14 protein-coding genes are annotated in these 19,863 nt (G+C 59.1%); 4 read left to right on the forward strand and 10 right to left on the reverse strand.

Going from position 1 to position 19,863, the window contains the following annotated elements:
* Nucleotides 1–42 precede the first annotated feature (42 nt).
* The 3 genes from secF to yajC are packed head-to-tail and all read right to left on the reverse strand — an operon-like array spanning nucleotide 43 to nucleotide 2,988.
* Nucleotides 43–1,011: a protein translocase subunit SecF gene (gene secF / locus ABJP42_RS17035; protein WP_348342480.1), complete on the reverse strand. Its 969-nt coding sequence runs from the start codon at nucleotides 1,009–1,011 to the stop codon at nucleotides 43–45.
* Nucleotides 1,012–1,013: 2 nt separating this feature from the next.
* Nucleotides 1,014–2,675, reverse strand: coding sequence for a protein translocase subunit SecD (secD, locus tag ABJP42_RS17040; RefSeq protein ID WP_348342482.1), 1,662 nt, complete (start codon nucleotides 2,673–2,675; stop codon nucleotides 1,014–1,016).
* Nucleotides 2,676–2,709: 34 nt separating this feature from the next.
* Nucleotides 2,710–2,988 (reverse strand): preprotein translocase subunit YajC, encoded by a 279-nt coding sequence (yajC, locus tag ABJP42_RS17045; protein ID WP_054462620.1) that lies wholly within the window; start codon nucleotides 2,986–2,988, stop codon nucleotides 2,710–2,712.
* A 305-nt stretch (nucleotides 2,989–3,293) separates the two neighbouring features.
* Here yajC and serS point away from each other — a divergent pair, with 305 nt between their 5' ends.
* On the forward strand, nucleotides 3,294–4,586 hold the full coding sequence (serS, locus tag ABJP42_RS17050) for a serine--tRNA ligase (protein ID WP_348342483.1): 1,293 nt from the start codon (nucleotides 3,294–3,296) through the stop codon (nucleotides 4,584–4,586).
* A gap of 83 nt (nucleotides 4,587–4,669) precedes the next feature.
* Here the strand turns inward: serS and ABJP42_RS17055 are convergent, their stop codons facing one another.
* From ABJP42_RS17055 to ABJP42_RS17075, 5 genes are all read right to left on the reverse strand, one after another.
* Nucleotides 4,670–5,422, reverse strand: a complete 753-nt coding sequence (locus tag ABJP42_RS17055; RefSeq protein WP_348342485.1) for a helix-hairpin-helix domain-containing protein — start codon at nucleotides 5,420–5,422, stop codon at nucleotides 4,670–4,672.
* A gap of 69 nt (nucleotides 5,423–5,491) precedes the next feature.
* Nucleotides 5,492–6,445: a fatty acid desaturase gene (locus ABJP42_RS17060; protein WP_348342487.1), complete on the reverse strand. Its 954-nt coding sequence runs from the start codon at nucleotides 6,443–6,445 to the stop codon at nucleotides 5,492–5,494.
* Between the two features lie 269 nt (nucleotides 6,446–6,714).
* On the reverse strand, nucleotides 6,715–8,184 hold the full coding sequence (der, locus tag ABJP42_RS17065; RefSeq protein ID WP_348342489.1) for a ribosome biogenesis GTPase Der: 1,470 nt from the start codon (nucleotides 8,182–8,184) through the stop codon (nucleotides 6,715–6,717).
* Between the two features lie 73 nt (nucleotides 8,185–8,257).
* A complete protein-coding gene (locus tag ABJP42_RS17070) occupies nucleotides 8,258–9,580 on the reverse strand; it encodes a PQQ-like beta-propeller repeat protein (RefSeq protein ID WP_348342491.1) in 1,323 nt (440 codons plus the stop codon).
* A 53-nt stretch (nucleotides 9,581–9,633) separates the two neighbouring features.
* Nucleotides 9,634–10,305: a hypothetical protein gene (locus tag ABJP42_RS17075; protein WP_348342493.1), complete on the reverse strand. Its 672-nt coding sequence runs from the start codon at nucleotides 10,303–10,305 to the stop codon at nucleotides 9,634–9,636.
* A gap of 278 nt (nucleotides 10,306–10,583) precedes the next feature.
* On the opposite strand from ABJP42_RS17075, the gene ABJP42_RS17080 reads away from it, so the two are divergent.
* From ABJP42_RS17080 to ABJP42_RS17090, 3 genes are all read left to right on the forward strand, one after another.
* On the forward strand, nucleotides 10,584–11,840 hold the full coding sequence (locus tag ABJP42_RS17080; RefSeq protein WP_348342495.1) for an efflux RND transporter periplasmic adaptor subunit: 1,257 nt from the start codon (nucleotides 10,584–10,586) through the stop codon (nucleotides 11,838–11,840).
* Nucleotides 11,837–15,658, forward strand: coding sequence for an efflux RND transporter permease subunit (locus ABJP42_RS17085; RefSeq protein ID WP_348342497.1), 3,822 nt, complete (start codon nucleotides 11,837–11,839; stop codon nucleotides 15,656–15,658). Before ABJP42_RS17080 ends, ABJP42_RS17085 begins: the two co-directional genes overlap by 4 nt.
* Nucleotides 15,659–15,916: 258 nt before the next feature.
* A complete protein-coding gene (locus tag ABJP42_RS17090; protein ID WP_348342499.1) occupies nucleotides 15,917–16,624 on the forward strand; it encodes an SDR family oxidoreductase in 708 nt (235 codons plus the stop codon).
* A 64-nt stretch (nucleotides 16,625–16,688) separates the two neighbouring features.
* Here ABJP42_RS17090 and ABJP42_RS17095 read toward each other — a convergent pair whose 3' ends face one another.
* Nucleotides 16,689–18,497, reverse strand: a complete 1,809-nt coding sequence (locus tag ABJP42_RS17095) for an ABCB family ABC transporter ATP-binding protein/permease (RefSeq protein WP_348342501.1) — start codon at nucleotides 18,495–18,497, stop codon at nucleotides 16,689–16,691.
* 112 nt (nucleotides 18,498–18,609) lie between these two features.
* Nucleotides 18,610–19,863, reverse strand: a 1,254-nt coding sequence (locus ABJP42_RS17100; RefSeq protein WP_348342503.1) for a LysM peptidoglycan-binding domain-containing protein, incomplete at its 5' end; no start/stop codon positions are given.

Below are 19,863 nucleotides of genomic sequence, written 5' to 3' on the forward strand. Positions count from 1 at the left end.
CTGAACCCGCGGCTTCTTTGATTTTGTTTGGGCACAGGCCGATCAGGCGTCGATATTGCCGAACTGGTTGCCAGCCGTGTTGCTCTGCTTGCTCCAGTCGCGTTTCACACCCAGCCACAGCAGGATGGTCGAGGCGACAAAAATCGACGAATAGGTGCCAACAATAACGCCCCAGATCATCGCAAAAACAAAGCCGCGAATAACATCGCCGCCCAGCACATAAAGCGAGATCAGCGCCAGCAGGGTGGTCACCGAGGTCATCACCGTCCGGCTCAGGGTCTCGTTGATCGACAGGTTCAGTACCTCGGCCAGATCTTTCTTCTTGTAGCGCCGCAGGTTTTCCCGCACCCGGTCAAACACAACCACTGTATCGTTGAGCGAGTAACCCACGATGGTCAGCAGGGCGGCAATGATGGCGAGGTCAAATTTGATCTGCAGTTCGGAAAAGATACCGATGGTGAGCACCACATCGTGCACCAAAGCCGCAACTGCGCCGAGAGCAAACTGCCATTCAAATCGCAGCCAGATGTAGATCAGCACCGCGCCAATGGCCAAGGCCACCGCCAGAATCGCTGTCTGAACCAGCTCGCCCGAAACCTTGGGACCAACAGATTCGACTGAGACAAATTCAATGCCCGGCGCCACGCCGTCCAGCGTGGTGCGCAGGGTTTCGATCACCTCGCCCGAGATGGCCTCGCCGCTGGCCTGTGCCTGAATTCGGATCATCGCAACGTGCTGATCGTCCTCAAAAGTGGGATCAAACACTTCGGTGATGGAGATATCCCCCAGCTCCAGCGTTGCAATGGCTTCGCGGTAGGCGGCGACATCCACCTCTTGCGTGCTTTCGGTTCGCACCGTGGTGCCTCCCCGAAAATCGATGCCAAAATTCAGGCCCTGGATGCCAAAGGACACCATGCCCACAATCATCATCAGCGCGGAAATACCCAGCCAGATCTTCCACTTGCTGAAGAAATCGAAAGAGGTTTCCTTGGGAACAAGTCTCAAACGCATGGTCACACCTCAATCTGTTTGGGTCGGCGACGTTCAAACCACATCACAATCATCAAGCGGGTGACAAAGATCGCGGTAAAGACCGAGGTCATAATGCCCATGCCCAGCGTAATCGCAAAGCCGCGCACTGGGCCAGAGCCCATGGCAAACAGGATCACAGCGGTGATGAAAGTGGTGATATTGGCGTCCAGAATGGCGCTCAGCGCCTTGGAGTAGCCCTCGTCGATAGCCTTGGCCGGGCCACGGCCCGATCTCAGCTCTTCACGGATACGCTCAAAGATCAGCACATTGGCGTCCACCGCCATGCCAACCGTCAGAACGATCCCGGCAATCCCCGGCAGGGTCAGTGTCGCCCCGATGAGGCTAAGGAAGCCAAAAATCAGCGCCACGTTCAGGATCAGCGCCACATTGGCAAAGAGCCCAAACAAGCCATAGCTCAGCGCCATAAAGACCAGCACACCGACAAAGGCCACGATAGTGGCGATCTTACCAGCATCGATACTGTCCTGGCCCAATTCTGGGCCAATGGTGCGCTCTTCGAGGAATTCGAGCCCCGCAGGCAGGGCACCGGCGCGCAGCAGGATGGCCAGATTGGTGCTTTCCTCAAGCGTGAAGTTTCCGGTGATGATACCGGAACCACCTGGGATATGGGATTGGATTACAGGAGCCGAAACCACCTCGTCATCCAATACGATAGCAAAGGGTGAACCGATGTTTTCTGCTGTGTAGTCGCCAAACTTGCGCGCCCCAGAGGTGTTGAAACGGAAATTCACCGCCGGGCGGCCATTCTGGTCAAAGGCAGGCTGCGCATCGACCAGTTCTTCACCGGTGACAACCGGCGCGGCCTCAACCGTGTAGAAGGCACCAGGTTCATCCAGCGAGGGGATCACCTTGTTGCCGACACCGGCCGCGGCATCCGGATCAGAGCCACGGCCCACAACCGGGTTGAAGGTCAGCTGCGCGGTGGTGCCGATGATGGCCTTCAGTTCAGAGGCAGAGCCAATGCCAGGCACCTGGATCAGGATACGATCCGCGCCCTGGCGCTGAATGGTGGGTTCTCGGGTGCCGACCTCGTCGATCCGGCGACGCACGATTTCCAGCGACTGACGTACAGTGCGGTCATCCGACGCCAGACGTTCGGCCTCTGACAGCTGCACGGAGATGATGTCACCCTCGCCTGAAACTTCGATATCCGAAGCGCCAGTGCCGGTCAGGGTAGTGATCGGATTGGCGAGCCCTCGCAGGATTTGCAGCGCCTGGCCCATGCCCTCGGGCTTGGAGATCTTCAGACGAATCTCACCATCCGGTGCCTGTTGGCGGCGGAAGCTGCCGACCGTGGCGCGTTCAGGACGCAGCGCGTCGCGCACCTCAGGCCAGAGCGCATCCATGCGGGCGGCATAGACATCCTCGACCTTCACTTCGGCCAGAAGATGCGCACCACCACGCAGATCAAGGCCAAGGTTGACCAGCCCAGAGGGCAGATAGGAGGGCCATTGGTCGACCACTTCCAGCCGTTCAGGGGTTTCACCCTTGGCGATGATTTCAGCGGCAGCATCATTGGACTGCTCGACGCGGGTGTAAAACCCATTTGGCAGGGCAAGCAAAAGGCCGGTCACGCAGACCAGCCAGATGAGAACCCTTTTCCAGAGATCAATTTGAAGCATTGCCCTGCCTTTTCAGTTTGTTAAGGGGGGGCTATTAAGCTGCTGGCTCGGTCTTGGTCAGGACCTGAGCAATGGTGGATTTCACCACCCGCACCTTGACGCCTTCGGCCAGTTCGACTTCGACTTCATTGTCATCTTTGACCTTGGCGATCTTGCCAATGAGGCCACCCTGGGTGACGATCTGATCACCGCGCCGGACATTGGAGACCATGTTCTGGTGCTCTTTCATCTTTTTCTGCTGCGGACGGATCAGCAGGAAATACATGATCGCAAAGATCAGGATGAGCGGGAGAAACTGGCCAATCTGGTTCATATCCAAGGGGGTCTTCCTTCTGTCTGTTCGGCGCCCTCTTGGTGAGGCGCCGTCAATTTGCCGCGAACCTATGCGTTGCACCCCAGCATTGCAAGGCAAGCGCGAGCTCTGGGCTTGAAAAGCTGGGGAAAAGGGGCCGCAAAAGCCAGCGATGCGCGCTGGTTGGGGACAGGCCTGCCTGGCAAGGCCTGTAGGGGGGGCCTGGCTACAACAATCGTCGGCTTTTCCCCCTGCCCCCTTCCTCTTTCTTTACTCCTACGGCATAGGTTCCCTATTGATTCAAAAACCGTCGAGGAGACGACACCATGCATGACATCCGTGCAATCCGCGAAAACCCTGCTGCTTTTGACGCCGCTTTGGCGCGACGTGGGGATGCGGGCGTGTCCTCAGATATTCTGGCCCTGGACGAGGCGCGCCGGGCCAAGATCCAGCAGGCCGAAGAAGCTCAGGCAGCCCAGAACAAGGCCGCCAAGGAAATTGGCGCCGCCAAGGCCAAGGGCGATAACGAGACTTTTGAACGCCTGCGCGCCGAAGTTTCCGAGAAAAAAGCCCAGGTCGCGGCCCTGCAGACCGAAGCCAAAGAGCTGGATGCCAAGCAAACAGATATGCTGGCCCGTATCCCCAACCTGCCAGCCGAAGACGTGCCTCAGGGCGCTGACGAGGAGGACAACGTCGAGGTGAACCGCTGGGGTACCCCGGCTGAGCTGGATTTTGCCCCCAAGGAGCATTTTGAGATTGCAGGCGTCGCCACGGCGATGGATTTTGAAACCGCTGCTAAAACCTCTGGCGCACGTTTTGTCTTCCTCAAGGGCGGTGTGGCTCGTATTCACCGGGCGCTGGCCCAGTTTATGGTTGATACCCATGTGGATGAGAACGGCCTCACCGAGGTGCAAACCCCGGTGTTGGTCCGTGACGAAGCCATGTATGGCACAGATAAACTGCCAAAATTTGGCGATGACAGCTATCAGACCACCAATGGCTGGTGGTTGGTGCCCACTTCCGAGGTCACCCTGACCTATTCGGTTGCCGGTGACATGCTGGAAGCCGCCGAGCTGCCTATCCGCATGACCGCCCATACCCAGTGTTTCCGATCTGAGGCGGGATCCGCCGGGCGCGACACCTCCGGCATGCTGCGCCAGCACCAGTTCGAAAAGGTGGAGATGGTCTCCATCACGCACCCGGACGAAAGCGACAATGAGCAAAAGCGCATGCTGCGCTGCGCCGAAGGTCTTCTGGAACAGCTGGGCGTGCCCTATCGTACCGTGGTGCTGTGCACTGGTGATATGGGCTTTGGCGCCCGCCGCACCTTTGACATCGAGGCCTGGCTGCCAGGGCAAAATGCCTACCGCGAGATCTCTTCGGTATCGACCACAGGTGCCTTCCAGGCCCGCCGCATGAACGCGCGGTTCCGGCCTGCGGATGGTGGCAAACCCGAGTTTGTACATAGCCTCAATGGCTCTGGTCTGGCGGTGGGGCGTTGCCTGATTGCAGTGCTGGAGAACGGCCAACAGGCTGATGGTTCAGTGAAACTGCCCGAAGTTCTGGCCCCCTACCTGAAGAACAAGCTGACCCTCACTGCGACAGGTGAGCTGGTCTAAGCTCCCTTTCACCCCCTGTAAAAAAGCAAAACCGACGCTCCTCTGGGGGCGTCGGTTTTTTGTTTGAGAGCAGCGCAGGACGTTTAGGTCTTTGGCTTCTTCGACTTCTTATCCGAAGATTTTGACTTCTTGCTCTTATCTTTGCTCTTGGATTGGCTTTTCGACGGGCTTTTTTCCTGATCTTTGCCCTGTTCCTTGGCCTGGCGTTCGAGATCTTCCAAAATGGCCTTAGCCTTGGCTTTTTCCCGCTCGATGGCCTTGCGGGCCTCCGCTTTCATCTTTTTCGCTTTTGCCTTGGCCTTTTCCTTGGCCTTGGCAAATTCTTCCATCAGATTCTCGGCCTGCCGCGCTGCCTTTTTGGCCTTCGCCTTGGCCTTGGCGGCCTTTTGCTCTGCCACCTCGCGCGCGGCCTCAGCCGCTGCCAAAGCCGCACTCAGGGCCTCTTCGGCCTCGGTCACCAGGACGTCTTCGACTTCGGACAGCCTATCGGACAGGGATTTTTCCGCAGCCTTGCCAGCCGTCTTGGACTTTGACTTTGTCGCGGTTCCAGACTTGGAGGATGCGGGCTTTGCGACCTGGGCTTCAGCGGCCTTACCGACAGGTTTTGCGGCGGTTTTGACCGGTGCCTTGCCAGCTGCGGCAGGTTTTGTAGCGGCAGGCGCCAGCCCATTGGCAGCCTGCTTTAGGCGGGCGGCACGCGCCGCGCCAATACCGGGGATGGATTTCAATTCCTCCAGAGGCGCTGCGGCCACGGCTTCGCCGGTTTGGAATCCGTTTTCTTTCAGGATCTTTGCCAGTGCCGGCCCCACGCCGGTCAGTTGGATAATATCTGTCATTTCTGCCTTGCTCCTATTCCATTCTCAGCCGCGCGTCACTCATTGCCACTGATCATTGCACAGGAGCATTCAAGCGGGAAAGGGCACCAGCCGTTTTCTGTCCTCATCCCAGAGTTTTAGAGACAGGGCGCGCAACGCTTCACCAAATTTGATCCGCCGCAGAGCGAATTCCTCGGGCAGATTGTAGTGGCATTGGCGCAGCCTGTAGCTGGGAATACGGGCGTTGAAATGGTGAATGTCATGCAGGGTGATATTGGCCACGGCAAAATCAAAGAACCAGCCAAAATCCAGACAGGACGAGCCCTGCAATGCCGCCTCGGCCGGATTCAGATCCGGTCGGCGGTCCCAGTAGGTGTCCTCAAAATTATGCTGCAAATAGACCAGAAACACCCCGATCATGCCGCCCACAAAAGAAAAGAACAGCCAGATCAGAACCCCCTGCCCGCCTGCCACGCGGTAGAGCGCCGCCAACAAAAGGATGATGACGATATTGTGCAACACCACGCCAAGCGCACCAAAACGGCCACTGTTCTTAGGCCAGCGATAGCGGATGAAATAGGTGAAAGCTGACCCCAATGGCACCAAGATCGCCGGGTTGCGATACAGCCGATAGACCAGCCTCTGCCAGATCCCCGCCTCCTGCCATTCCCGCAGGGTCATGGTGTGGATCTCACCTGTCTCGCGGTGTTCCAGATTGCCGATATTGGCGTGATGCAGGTTGTGATTCTGCTTCATCACCTCAAAAGGCGCAAAAGTAAACGGCGACAACACATGGCCAGCTAGCTCATTCTGGGCACGAGTTACAAATAGGGAATGATGGCCAGTGTCGTGCTGCAGCACATAGAGCCGCACAGACGCAAAGGCAAAAACCACCCCCGCCGGCAGCACGATATACCATCTGTCAGCCTGGCTGATCGCCAGATACAGAGCGGAAAAATAGACCGTAAAGGTCCCAAAGAAGCTCAGGGAGGCCAAAAGATTGTCTTGCTGGGCATAGCTTCGGGTGTAACTTCGCAGATCCATAAGACTTCCATAAATGCTAACTGTAACGCCTGTTTGAAATCTCCCAGGCCGAGAAAAACCCTTCAACCCTCTCATAGAACTGGGCGGACGCCCCTGCAATTGAAGGGTAAAACCACCTCGCCTGTGGTCAATCTAGCAAATGAAAACAGAATTTCAATCAATTCAAAGGGGAGGTGGATCACCTCCCCTCCTCCAGGGTTGAACAAATAACACCCCAGGGGACCGCGCCCATGGGGTGTTATTTGTTTTGTCAGCCCAGTCAGCCTTGGTTAAACACGTCGGCCTGAAAGATGTTTGCGCAGTTTGGAAGGCGGCGCCTTCTTGCGTCCCTTGAAGGGGTTCTGATCATTCTGCCCCCGCATGGTCAGGCGGATTGGTGTGCCGGGCATATCAAAATCCTGCCGCAGCCCGTTGACCAGATAGCGCGTATAGCTCGCCGGGATTTTGTCAGGGTGTGAGCACATCACCACAAAGCCCGGAGGTCGGGTCTTGGCCTGGGTCATATAACGTAGTTTGATCCGCTTTCCCTGCGGCGCGGGCGGCGGGTGCTGCTCCAGCATACCGGTGAGCCAGCGGTTCAGCGCCGCCGTTGGAATACGGCGATTCCAGACGTCATAGGCGCGCATCACGGCGGCGTGCAACCGGTCCAGCCCCTTGCCGGTTTTGGCAGATACGGTCACCAGGGGGGCGCCGCGCAGCTGCGGCAGCAGGCGGGTAAAGCTCTCTTTGAGCGCCGCCAGTTTTTCTTGCTTGTTGTCTTCGACGTCCCATTTATTGACCGCCACAACAACCGCCCGGCCCTCGCGTTCAGCCAGATCGGCGATCCGCAGGTCTTGCTGTTCAAAGGGGATTTCAGCGTCGAGCAGGATCACCACGACCTCGGCAAATTTAACCGCGCGCAGACCATCAGAGACGGAGAGTTTCTCCAGTTTTTCCTGCACCTTGGCCTTTTTGCGCATACCGGCGGTATCAAAGATACGCATCGGCGTGCCAGCCCAGTCGATCTGCAATGAGATGGCATCGCGGGTGATCCCGGCTTCGGGGCCGGTAAGCAGGCGGTCCTCACCAAGGATCTTGTTGATCAGGGTGGATTTCCCGGCATTGGGGCGACCAACCACGGCAACCTGCAGCGGCTTTTCTCGGGTGGGAACCGGAACCGGCGGCGCGCTATCTTCGTCCCAGTCGTCATCCTCATCAATATCGAGGTCAACTTCGGGAGAATGATCCACGGACTCTTCGGCAAACTGATCCGCCAAGGGCGCCAGTTCAGCAAAAAGATCGGCCATGCCTTCGCCGTGTTCCCCCGACAGGCGCAACGGTTCGCCCAGGCCGAGGCCATAGGCTTCGAGCACCCCAGCATCAGCGGCATTGCCCTCGGCTTTGTTGGCGGCAAGAATCACATGGGCGGATTTGCGGCGCAGAATATCGGCAAACATCTCGTCTACCGGGGTCACCCCGGTCCGCGCATCGATCATGAAGAGGCAGATATCCGCCATATCCACGGCCCGCTCGGTCAGACGCCGCATACGCCCTTCCAGTGAATTATCGGTGACATCTTCCAGGCCCGCCGTGTCAATCACGGTAAAGCGCAGATCGCCAAGCCGCGCCTCGCCTTCGCGCAGATCGCGCGTCACACCGGGCTGGTCATCAACCAGAGCCAGCTTTTTGCCTACAAGGCGATTGAACAGAGTGGATTTGCCCACATTTGGACGGCCCACAATAGCGAGGGTAAAAGACATCGGACTCAACTTTCAGCGTTTGAGACGCGCCCCATAGCGCATCTATGCGGCCACGGCTAGAGCCGATTGCGCATTAGCGGAAGGCGAGAAGGTCACCCTTGCTCGACACCACATAAAGAGTATTGCCTGCAACCACCGGAGCCGCTGTTGCACCGCCGGGGATTTCGATGCTCCGGTTGAGGCTGCCATCGCGGGGATCAAACATCCGAAGCTGCCCGTCATTGGAGGCAACCACGATCTGTCCCCCAGCCAGAACCGGGCCGTAATGAGCCACGATAGCACCGCGCTTGCGGGGCTTGTCCTTCAGGTAGCCTGGCAGATCAACCGCCCAGAGGATTTCGCCACTGCTGGCCTTGAGCCGCAGCAACTGGTTGCGGTCGCTGATCTGAAACAGGCTGTCACCCGCGGGCCAGACCGGGCCAATAGCGCCTTCCTGGGCGGTCCAGATCCGGTCACCATTTGAAGTATCAAAGGCAACGGTGCGACCAGAATGGTTGCCGACATAGGCGCGATTGCCAACCAGAACAGGTGAGCCGGTGACATCGCTGATCCGCGCCAGGGTCGAGCCGATCCGCTGTCCGGCCACCGAAGCGCTCCAACGGCGCAAACCGCCGCGCCGGAAAGTTGCCACCAGATCCCCCGACCCAAAGGCAAAGACCACCAGATCCTTGGTCAGCACTGGCGCTGGGGCGCCCAAAACATTTGAGGCACTGGGAGCGCCTTCAATTTGCCAGGCTATGCGGCCATCCTTGGTATTGACCGCCCAGCCGGTATCGTCACCGGCCACCAGATATACCAGACCATCACGCACGGTGGGCTGACCTGACCCTGTTGCGTCAAGCTCCTGACGCCAGACCTGTTTTCCGGTGGCTGCATTCAACGCAGTCAATACACCGAAACCAGAGGAAATATAAAGAACTCCGCCGTCGTAGGCCATGCCACCACCCGTGGCTTGGCCTTCATCATCGCGGGCCGGGATTAGATCGCTGGTCCACAGGACCTGCCCCGCCGACGAGACCGCCGAGACGCGCGCGGCGCTGTCCAGAGTATAGATCCGACCGTCCGCAACTACCGGCCGCGTATTGATCCGTTGGCGACGACCATCGCCGGCCCCGATCGAGGTTGCCCAGGCCAATTGCGGTGCGGCGCGCAGGGCGGGATGGTTGGTGCGATGCGAAGGATTACCATGCCCCTGGGCCCAATTGGCATTGGCGACCTGATTTGGCAGGGAAATCGCCACCGACTGATTGACAACGTCGACATCCGCATCAGGACGAATGGCCTCGCGCTTGCCAGGCAAAATGACCTCAGGCTCGGAGCAGGCCGTCAGACCCAGAGCCAAAGCACTGCTGCACAACATAATCCGTACCAATGAAAATGTGTTAACTGCCATCATCACTCTGCCCCGTACCCATTGTCTTTTTCCACGACCTTTATGTCGCGGTTGAATTACCCTTCGGCGGGCGCTGCATCATCCAGCGTTCCACCCAAGGCCACAATCACTTGCGTTGCGCGATCTTTCAAGTCCGTAGACACGCCTGCATCTGCGATGATCTCCTTGAGGCGGGTAATCGCCGCCTCCGGGTTGCCCTCTTCGATGTCCAAAAGCGCCACCTGTTCCGACGCCAGCAGCGCCAACGGCGCCCCCGGCTGGGCCAAAGCCTCGAACTGCAGGCGCCGGTCGGCGATGCTCAGGCTCTCCTGCTGTAGCCCAAGGGCCTTGTAGCTGGCGATATGGCGGTAGATCAGGGGCAGATCACCATCAACTGCGATGGCCTCCAGCCGTGCAACCGCATCAGCAGATTGGTCGGCATTGGCCAGCGCGCCGGCCTGCAACATTGCCAGGACTGCAGCCCCCCCGGGCGTATCCGCCGTCAAGGTTGATAGGGCTTCGGCGCGGGCCGCGTCTTCATTTTCGGCCAGTGCCCCAACGATATCGTCTCCCAGCTTTTGTGCGGCTGCAAGCTCTTTGGCCTTGTTGTATTCGTTAAAGGCCGCTCCACCCACGATCAGCACAACCGCCAGGCCGCCAATCCAGCCATAGCGTTTTAGCATCACAAACAGACGGTCGCGGCGCACCTCTTCCGTTACCTCGTCGATAAAGCTGTCAGTGTCGCTCATGGTCTTTGCCCCTGAAGTTCCGTCTCTCCGCAACTGCGGGCGAGATCTTTATCCGCTTTCGCCCCTCATATCCTGCCTGTAGCAGCAAGCCAAGTGCCCCCGTGCAGGGGAAATCAACCCAAAGCACCACATTTTCGCAATAAATGTCATCTGAACTGTTCCGTTTAGTGTGGACAATACCTAGATGCCCATTATCAAGTGCCAATAGATCTGGCGGGATCTCTGGTGTGTTTGGTCACCAGCATTCACCAAACAAGATTGAGTTTGAAAGGCCCGAGATGAAATTGATCCCCCTAATTACTGCCATTGTGGTTTCCGTTGGCCTGTATTTCCTGGTCATCCAGCGTGATACCCTGTTTGCCTTTGCCCGCGGTGATGACACCTCAACCCTTTCTGAAAACACGCCGTCTTCTGAGAAAGGTGAGGAAAGCTCAGCACCTGCCAGCGAACAGATCGTTGAAAACCGCGTCGGCGTTGTAGCCCGGCACAGCCAGGCCGAGGTTTTTGACAGCGCAGTCATCCTGCGTGGCCTGACCCAGGCGGTGCGTCAGGTTGATGTGCGCGCCGAGACCTCCTCGACAGTGATCTCTGAACCTCTGCGTAAGGGCATTCAGGTCAGCGAAGGCGACGTGCTTTGCAAACTTGATCCCGGCACCCGCCCGGCAGCTCTGCTGGAAGCCCAGGCCCGGCTCACCGAAGCGCGGGCTAACATGCCCGTTTCTGAGGCACGCCTGGATGAGGCCAACGCAAGATTGAGCGAAGCCAAGATCAACCTTACTGCGGCGCAGAAACTGGCAGAAGGCGGCTATACCTCGGAAACCAAGCTGGCGGCCTCCAAGGCGGCGGAACGCTCTGCTGTGGCGGGGATCGCCAGCGCCAAGGGCGGGCTAGAGACCGCCCGCGCAGGCATCGAATCCGCTATTGCAGCGGTCGCGGCTGCACGCAAAGAGATCGAACGCCTGACCATCACCGCACCCTTTGACGGCTTGCTGGAAAGCGACAGCGCCGAATTGGGCAGCCTGGTCCTGCCCGGGGACCACTGCGCCACTGTCATCCAGCTCGACACCATCAAGGTTGTTGGCTTTGTGCCGGAAACCCTGGTCAACAAAGTTGGCCTTGGCGCTCTGGCCCAGGCTGAACTGGCCACCGGAGAGGTGGTTCAGGGGCAAGTTACCTTTGTCAGCCGCTCGGCGGATCAGTCGACCCGCACTTTTGAGGTGGAAATCACCGTTGCCAACCCGGATCTGAGCATTCGTGATGGGCAAACCGCCGATATCGCAATTTCGGCTCAGGGCGCCACCGCGCATAAATTGCCGCAATCCGCGCTCACTCTGAACAAACAGGGCCAGCTGGGGGTTCGCATTGTACGCGAAGACCTGACCGCTGGCTTTATCGCCATTGAACTGCTGCGCGACGAAGCCGATGGCATTTGGGTCGGCGGCCTGCCCGATACAGTTGATGTTATCATCATGGGGCAGGATTTTGTCACCTCTGGCGTCGCTGTGGCACCCAGCTTTGTAGAGGCCAGCCAATGATTGGTGTTGTCTCCTGGGCGGCTGACCGCGCCAGAATGGTCATTGCTTTCATTTTGATTTCCATTCTGGTTGGAGGTTTTGCCTATTCCAGCCTGCCCAAAGAGGGTGAGCCGGATATCGACATTCCGATGCTCTTTGTCTCAGTGGAGTTCCCCGGCATTTCAGCCGTGGACAGCGAGTCTCTTTTGGTCAAGCCGATGGAAACCGAAATGGTGGATCTCGACGGGCTCGACAAGATGACCGCCACCGCCGCCGAAAACTATGCCGGCATCCTGCTGGAGTTTGACTTTGGCTGGGACAAAAGCGCCACCATCGCCGATGTGCGCGACGCCATGAACACGGCCCAGGCCGATTTCCCGGATGGGGCAGAGCAATATTCCATCACCGAAATCAACTTTTCGGAATTCCCGATTGTCATCGTCAACCTGACCGGCGCGGTGCCGGAGCGGACCATGGCGCGTATCGCCAAGGATCTGCAGGACGAAATTGAAGCGCTGGATGCAGTGCTTGAGGCCGCAATTGCCGGCAACCGGGACGAGATGGTCGAGGTGGTGATCGATCCGCTGCGGCTGGAAAGCTACGATGTCACCGCGGTTGAGCTGATCAACGTGGTGCAGAACAACAACCAGTTGATCGCCGCCGGCGAGGTAGAGACCGAACAGGGCACCTTTGCGGTGAAAATCCCCTCCTCCTTTGATGATGTGAACGACATCTACGCGCTGCCGATCAAGACCAATGGCGACCGGGTTGTCACCCTGGGCGAGCTGGCCGAGATCAACTATACCTTTGAAGACCGTACAGGGACTGCCCGGTTTGAAGGCGAAGACACGGTTGCCTTGCAGGTGGTCAAGCGCAAGGGCTTCAACCTGATCGACACCGTGGACCTGGTAAAGGAAGTGTTGGCCAAATCCCAGGCCAAATGGCCACCAGAACTCAAAGCCGCCGTGACCCTTGGCACCTCCAATGACCAGAGCCGGGTGGTCGGCTCCATGGTGAGCCAGCTCGAAGGCTCGGTGCTGACAGCTGTTGCGCTGGTGATGATCGTGGTTCTGGCCTCCTTGGGCAGCCGTGCGGCGCTCTTGGTGGGCTTTGCCATCCCGACCTCCTTCCTGTTGTGCTTTGCCTTCCTCGCCTTGATGGGGGTTTCGATCTCCAACATCGTGATGTTTGGTCTGATCCTCGCTGTGGGCATGCTGGTCGATGGTGCCATTGTGGTGGTGGAATACGCCGACAAACGCATCAAAGAGGGCACCGGCCCGATGCATGCCTATGTTGAGGCGGCGCAGCGGATGTTCTGGCCCATCGTGTCTTCCACTGCGACCACGCTCTGTGCCTTCTTGCCGATGCTGTTCTGGCCGGGTGTGCCGGGTGAATTCATGGGCATGTTGCCCGTCACGCTGATCTTTGTTCTGTCTGCCTCTTTGGTGGTCGCATTGATCTACCTGCCGGTTATGGGCGGTCTGTCTGGCCGGATGAGCCGCATGTTCGAAGGCGGCTCCAGCTGGCTGCGCCGGGTCTTCCCCTGGTGGCTTCGGGCCCTGCTGGTACCACCAACGATCTGGGGCATGTTTGCCGGGGCCATGCAGATGTTGAACCCCGAATACCTGCTGCCACCCGGAACCGCCTCCCAAGCTGGCGTTGCCTTTGGCGGTTTGACCTTCATTCTTTCAGCTTTTGCCGCCTCTATCACCCTGGGCGCGACCAAGTTCATCCGCCGCGAACGGGCAGTGGATGCCGGTTATCATCACACGTTCTTTGGCCATGTCATCAAATTCATCGCCGGCAATCCGGTGATGCCTCTAGTGACACTGGCGGCTGTTGGTTTTGCCATCATGACCGTTTTTTCAGCCTTTGGTGAGAACAATCACGGGGTGGAATTCTTTGTCACCACCGAACCGGAACAGGCCACGGCCTATGTCCGGGCCCGTGGCAATATCAGCCTGGCCGAAAAAGACGCTATGGTGCGCCAGACCGAAGAGGTCATCATGGCGCATCCGGCAGTGGTCAATGCCTTCTCCTTTGCTGGCGAAGGCGGGCTGAGCACCGGTGGCCCCTCGGCGGATCAATCGCCTGCGGATACCGTTGGTCAGATCCAGTTCGAAATCATCCCCTGGGAAGATCGCCCCACCCAGACCGAGACCTGGTTCTTTGGCCTGCTGACGCGCGAAGTGACAGCAACCCAGTATGATGGCAACACGGTTCTGGATGAGCTCACAGCCGAAACCGACAAGATCCCCGGTATTGCGGTGGAAATCAAAGCGCTGGAGCAGGGCCCCGGCACCGGCAAACCCATCCATCTGCGTATTCGTGGCGACAGTTGGGAGGCACTGGATGCCTCTGCCCTGGCCGCACGCGCCCAGTTTGATGCCACGCCGGGGCTGATCCTGGTCGAAGACAGCCTGCCCCTGCCCGGCATCGACTGGCAGATCGACGTTGATGTGGAGAAGGCTGGCCGTTACGGGGCCGATGTCGCCACCGTTGGCGCCATGGTGCAGCTGGTCACGCGTGGGATCTTGCTCGACACGATGCGAGTTGACACTTCGGACGAAGAGATCGAAATCCGCGTGCGCCTGCCCGATGAAGACCGGGTACTGGCCACGCTGGACACGCTCAAAGTGCGCACCGCGGACGGGCAAGTGCCGCTCTCCAATTTCATCTCCCGCAAGCCTGTGCCAAAACTTGCCAGCATCAGTCGCGTTGATCAGGAACGATTCTATGATGTGAAGGCTGATGTGGAAACCGGGCTGAGCACCGTACAGATCGAAGACCCCGATGGCGGCGAACAGGTGATCCTTGCCTATGTCAAACACCTGCCCGAAGGGGTGATCACCAGCGATGAGATCTTCTCAGCCTCCAATGGCAATGACTACACTCTTCATAGGTTGGAAGCCGCGGAAAGCGCGGAGGTCCTGCACGCTGCCCTGGAGGATGGCGGCCGGATCATCCCGGTCAATGCCAATGAGCGGATCGGCCAGCTGACCAAATGGTTGGAGACCGAGCCACTGGATCGAACTGTGACCTGGGAATGGACTGGCGATCAGGATGAGCAGGAAGAATCCGGAGACTTCCTGTCCAAGGCCTTTGCTGGCGCGCTGGCCTTGATGTTTGTCATTCTGCTGGCGCAGTTCAACTCCTTCTACAATGCCGTTCTGGTGCTCTTGGCGGTGATCCTGTCAACCACTGGCGTCTTGATCGGCATGCTGGTGATGCAGCAGCCGTTTTCTATCATCATGACTGGCACCGGCATTGTGGCCTTGGCCGGGATCGTGGTGAACAACAACATTGTTCTCATCGATACCTATCAGGAGTTCAGCCAGCACATGCCCCGGATCGAGGCGATCATTCGCACCGCCGAGGCCCGTATCCGTCCAGTACTGCTGACCACAGTGACCACAATGGCCGGTCTGGCGCCTATGATGTTTGGCATCAGCCTTGATTTCATCAATGGCGGCTATTCAATCGATAGCCCCACCGCCCTGTGGTGGAAACAGCTGGCCACAGCTGTGGTCTTTGGGCTTGGCATTGCAACGGTTCTGACCCTGGTGGTGACCCCGTCCCTACTGGCGATCCGTGTCTGGCTATCGACCTACCTCAGCTGGATGGGTCGTCTTACGGCCCGCGTGACCGGTGGCCGCTCCAGCCGTATTGCCCAGGACATGAAGCTGGAGAAACGCGCCCGCAAGCTGCCCACCAGCGAGATCCTTTGGGATGACCTGATTATCCCGGCGGGACCAAACAGCAAGCCAGGGTTTGATGGGACCTTCGAAGAAAAATCCGACAAACCCAAGTCCGGTGACGCGCTGCGCGCCGCGGAATAGTTCGATCGTTTCCGTCTGTTGGCAAAGACAGAAAAAGGCCGCCGAGGTTTCCCCGGCGGCCTTTTTCTGTTCAGGGCCACCCTGCCTTTCAGTTTTCCAGAAGCCCTGTCGATTGGTGGCTTTGGCAAACCGCCAGGGGCGAATAGTGCGGCGCGCGCAGAAAACCCCGAGCGCGGTTGATTTCACAGATGTTCGGGGCCCACGAGCATGATAGACAGCGCCTCTAGCAGTGTATCCGCAACAGAAAAAGGCAGTGCAATGAAGCTCAAAAACAAAGTCGTAGTGGTGACCGGTGGCAGCGATGGTATTGGCATGCATATCTGCCTCAAACTGGCTGCCGAAGGCTGCCGCCTCGCCATTCTGGGTCGCAACACGGCACGACTGGCCGAGGTCTGCTCCCAGGCCCAGGCGCAGGGCGCAGCCGAGGCGCGCAGCTATGCGATGGATCTGACGGATGCAGAGGCGCTTGCCAGCACCGCGGCGCAGATTATCGGCGATTTTGGCGGCGTTGATATACTGATCAACAATGCTGGCATCTGGCACAAGGCCGGCCCCCTGGACACAATCTCTCCGGCGCTGCTCATTGAGACTGTGCAGACCAACCTCACCGGGTTGATGCAGCTGACCCAGGCGATCCTGCCGAGCCTACGCGATCGGGACGAAGGGGCCATTTTGAACGTTGTGTCGAAATCCGGCGTGGTGGCGCAGGCCGGTCAGTCGGTCTATACGGCCACAAAATACGGCGTGCGCGGGTTCAGCGATGTGCTGAAAGAGGACGAAGCCGAAACCGGTGTGCGGGTGGCAGGGCTTTACCAGAGCGGCACCAATACCGGCATGTTTGCCAAGGCCGGCGAAGAGGTCCCCAACCATATCTTTACCGAGCCCGATGATCTGGCCGATGTGGTGGTGTTTATGCTGTCGCGGCCAGCCAAGCTTTGGATGCACGAGGTTCGGGTCGAGCTGTAGCACAGCCTAACAAAAAGAATTTGGGGGCGTGCCGATGGGCCGCCCCCTTTATATCGGAACCTCCTCAGGCTGCCTGGTCATCCGCTTGCTGGCGATGCCACAGATGCGCATAGCGCCCTTCGCGGGCCAGCAACTCGTCATGGCTGCCCTGCTCCACCACCTCGCCCTGTTCCAGCACCACGATCAGATCCGCCTCAGCCACGGTAGAGAGCCTATGGGCAATGGTCAGCACTGTGCGCCCTTTCGCTGCGCGTTCCAGCGCATCCTTGATCTCTTGCTCTGTATCAGTATCCAGCGCCGAGGTGGCCTCGTCCAGCAGCAGGATCGGCGGGTTCTTTAGCAGGGTTCGGGCAATGCCCACCCGCTGTTTCTCACCGCCCGAGAGTTTCAGCCCCCGCTCGCCCACCTGGGTGTCATAGCCCTCTGGCAGACTGGTGATAAAATCATGGATCTGGGCATCCCGCGCGGCCTGCTCCACAGCGGCCTGATCAGCGCCGGCTTTGCCATAGGCGATGTTGTAGCGAATGGTATCGTTGAACAGCACAGTGTCCTGCGGCACCACACCGATGGCGGCATGCAGGCTTTGCTGGGTCACCTGTCGCACATCCTGACCGTCGATGGTCAGCGCGCCGCCGGTGACATCATAGAACCTGAACAACAGCCGTCCGATGGTGGATTTACCCGACCCGGTCGAGCCCACAATCGCCACGGTCTGACCCGCCCCTGCCACCATAGACACACCCTTGAGGATTTCGCGCTCGCTGTCATAGCCAAAACGCAGATCAGTGAGGCGGATTTCACCACCTGAGACTTTTAGCTCCCGCGCCTCTGGGGCGTCGCTCACATCTGCTGGCTGTTCCAACAGGTCAAACATCTCCCCCATGTCCACCAGGCTCTGGCGGATTTCACGATACACTGTGCCAAGAAAGTTCAGCGGCACGGTGATCTGGATCATATAGGCATTGACCATGACAAAATCGCCGACCGTCAGCTCACCATTTTGCACGCCCAGAGCCGCCATCACCATGACGGCCACCAGACCGGCAGTGATGAACAGACTCTGACCAAAGTTCAAAAAAGCCAGGGAATAGGCAGTTTTCAGAGCTGCCTGCGCATAGGCCCGCATGGACCCGTCATAACGTGCGGCCTCACGCTGTTCAGCGCCAAAATACTTCACAGTTTCATAGTTCAGCAGGCTGTCGATGGCCTTTTGATTGGCATCGGTGTCCTGTTTGTTCATCTCGCGGCGCAGTTTCACCCGCCATTCGGTGATGGCAAAGGTGAACCAGACATAGAGCCCGATGGTCACCGCCACCGCCACCAGATACCAGGCGTCAAACAGCACCGTCAGCACCACCGCCACCAGGGTCAGCTCCAGCACCAGCGGGCCGATGGAAAACAGCATGAAGCGCAGCAGGAATTCGACCCCCTTGACGCCGCGCTCGATGATCCGCGACAGCCCGCCTGTTTTGCGGGTGATGTGATAGCGCATCGAAAGGCGATGGATATGGGTAAAGGTTTCAAGCGCCAGATGGCGCAGGGCGCGCTGGCCGACAGGGGCAAAGATCACATCACGCAGCTGCTGAAACCCGGTGGTGAAGATCCGCGCCACGCCGTAAGCCACGGTGAGCCCAACCGCCCCCAGTGCCAAAGGCGGCACCCCTTCGGCGGCCAGGCTGTCCACCGCCCCCTTGTAGAGCATCGGCGTATAGACCGCGATCAGCTTGGCCAGAACCAGCACCGCAATGGCGAGCACAACCCTCTGCTTGACCCAGAGATGTTTGCTTGGCCAGAGATAAGGCCCCATTCGGCGCAGGGTACGCAGACCGGAGCGGCGCTCATCACTTGCAATATCGGTTTCGGCTGGGGGCATGGATTGCGCTTTCCTGGCTCATTGAGTCTCAGATAGGGGGCTGGTGGCACCACCACCAGAGGCACGCGTAAAAAGACGCCCCGCAGGGCGCCTTTGTCACGTCGAGCCCGAGTTATTCAGGAATGGTGAAGACCTGACCGGGATAGATCAGATCCGGGTTGCGAATGGCTTCGTGATTGGCCTCAAACACCCGAACATACAAGAATCCGCTGCCGTAGCGTTTTTGCGAGATCGCCCAAAGCGTATCGCCCTCTTGCACGGTCACTGCGCGCACCAGCGGAGCCTCAGCATCCGCCTGACCGTCCGCGGCTGGCAATTGCAATACTTCCGGTGCCTCGCGTTTGAACGGGGTTTCCAGGCGGCTGAGCACCTTGCCCTCGGCGTTCACCTCATCCAGGCGCAGGGTGTAAACACCGGGATCAACCGCCTGCAGGTTGCCGCCCCAATTGCCAGTCTGGGTCGCCCGGAACTGGCCCGCCGCCGCATTGTCGAGATAGACCCGCACTTCGGCATCCGGACCAGCACGGCCAGCCAGCTGCACCTCACCGAGGTCGGAATAGCTGATGGTGTCGAGAACCACCTTGTCCTGTGGCTTGGGTGCGGCGGGCTGCACCAGGGTCACCCCCTCGGCATCGGCGCGCAGAACCGCCACCTGCGCGGGCGCAGGCTGGGGTGCGGTCTCGGTGGCGACCTCGGTGCGGACCTCCGCCGCGCCGGGGCTGGTAGCTTCCGGCTCGCTCACGGTGGTTTCCGCATCGGCAGTAACTGTGGCCGCAGGAGCCTCGCCCTCAGCTGAGGGCTGAACCGAAGCGGGTGCTTCTGCTACAACAACCCCGCCAGGCGCCTTGGCAGGTCCTGTAGCAGGAGCCGTGGCCGACGAAGGCGCCTCGGTTTTGGCCACCTGGGTCTCTGTTTCAACGGCAGAGATATCAGCCGGTGCGTCGGTGGCCGCAGTAGAGCTGTTCTGAACTGTTTCGTTCTGGGCTGTTTCGTTCTGGGCTATGTCGCCCTCTTGCGTTTCGGGCGCCTCGGTGGTGGCCGCCTCAGCCAGTTGCCTTGCCTCTTCTGCCGCCTCTGCCGCAGTGTCATCTGTAGCGTTGGAGGCCACAACGGGGGCAGAGCTGGCCGGAATTTGACTGGCCGGGGCCAGGATGAAACTGCTGTCAGACAGGCGCATCTGCCCCTCGGCTTCGGCCCGCAGGGAAATCACCCGAGCCTGGGCGCTGGGGGGAATGGAGGCAAAGGCGACAAATTCTCCGCCAGGCTGCACCTCGACCTGTTCCAGCACCACGCCGTCCAGCAAGACCTGCAGCGAGACACCCGCTGTGGCGCGCCCGGCAATGACGGTCTGTCCCGAGGGGTCAAC

The organism is Pseudophaeobacter sp. (genome assembly GCF_039971195.1).
GTDB lineage: Bacteria > Pseudomonadota > Alphaproteobacteria > Rhodobacterales > Rhodobacteraceae > Pseudophaeobacter.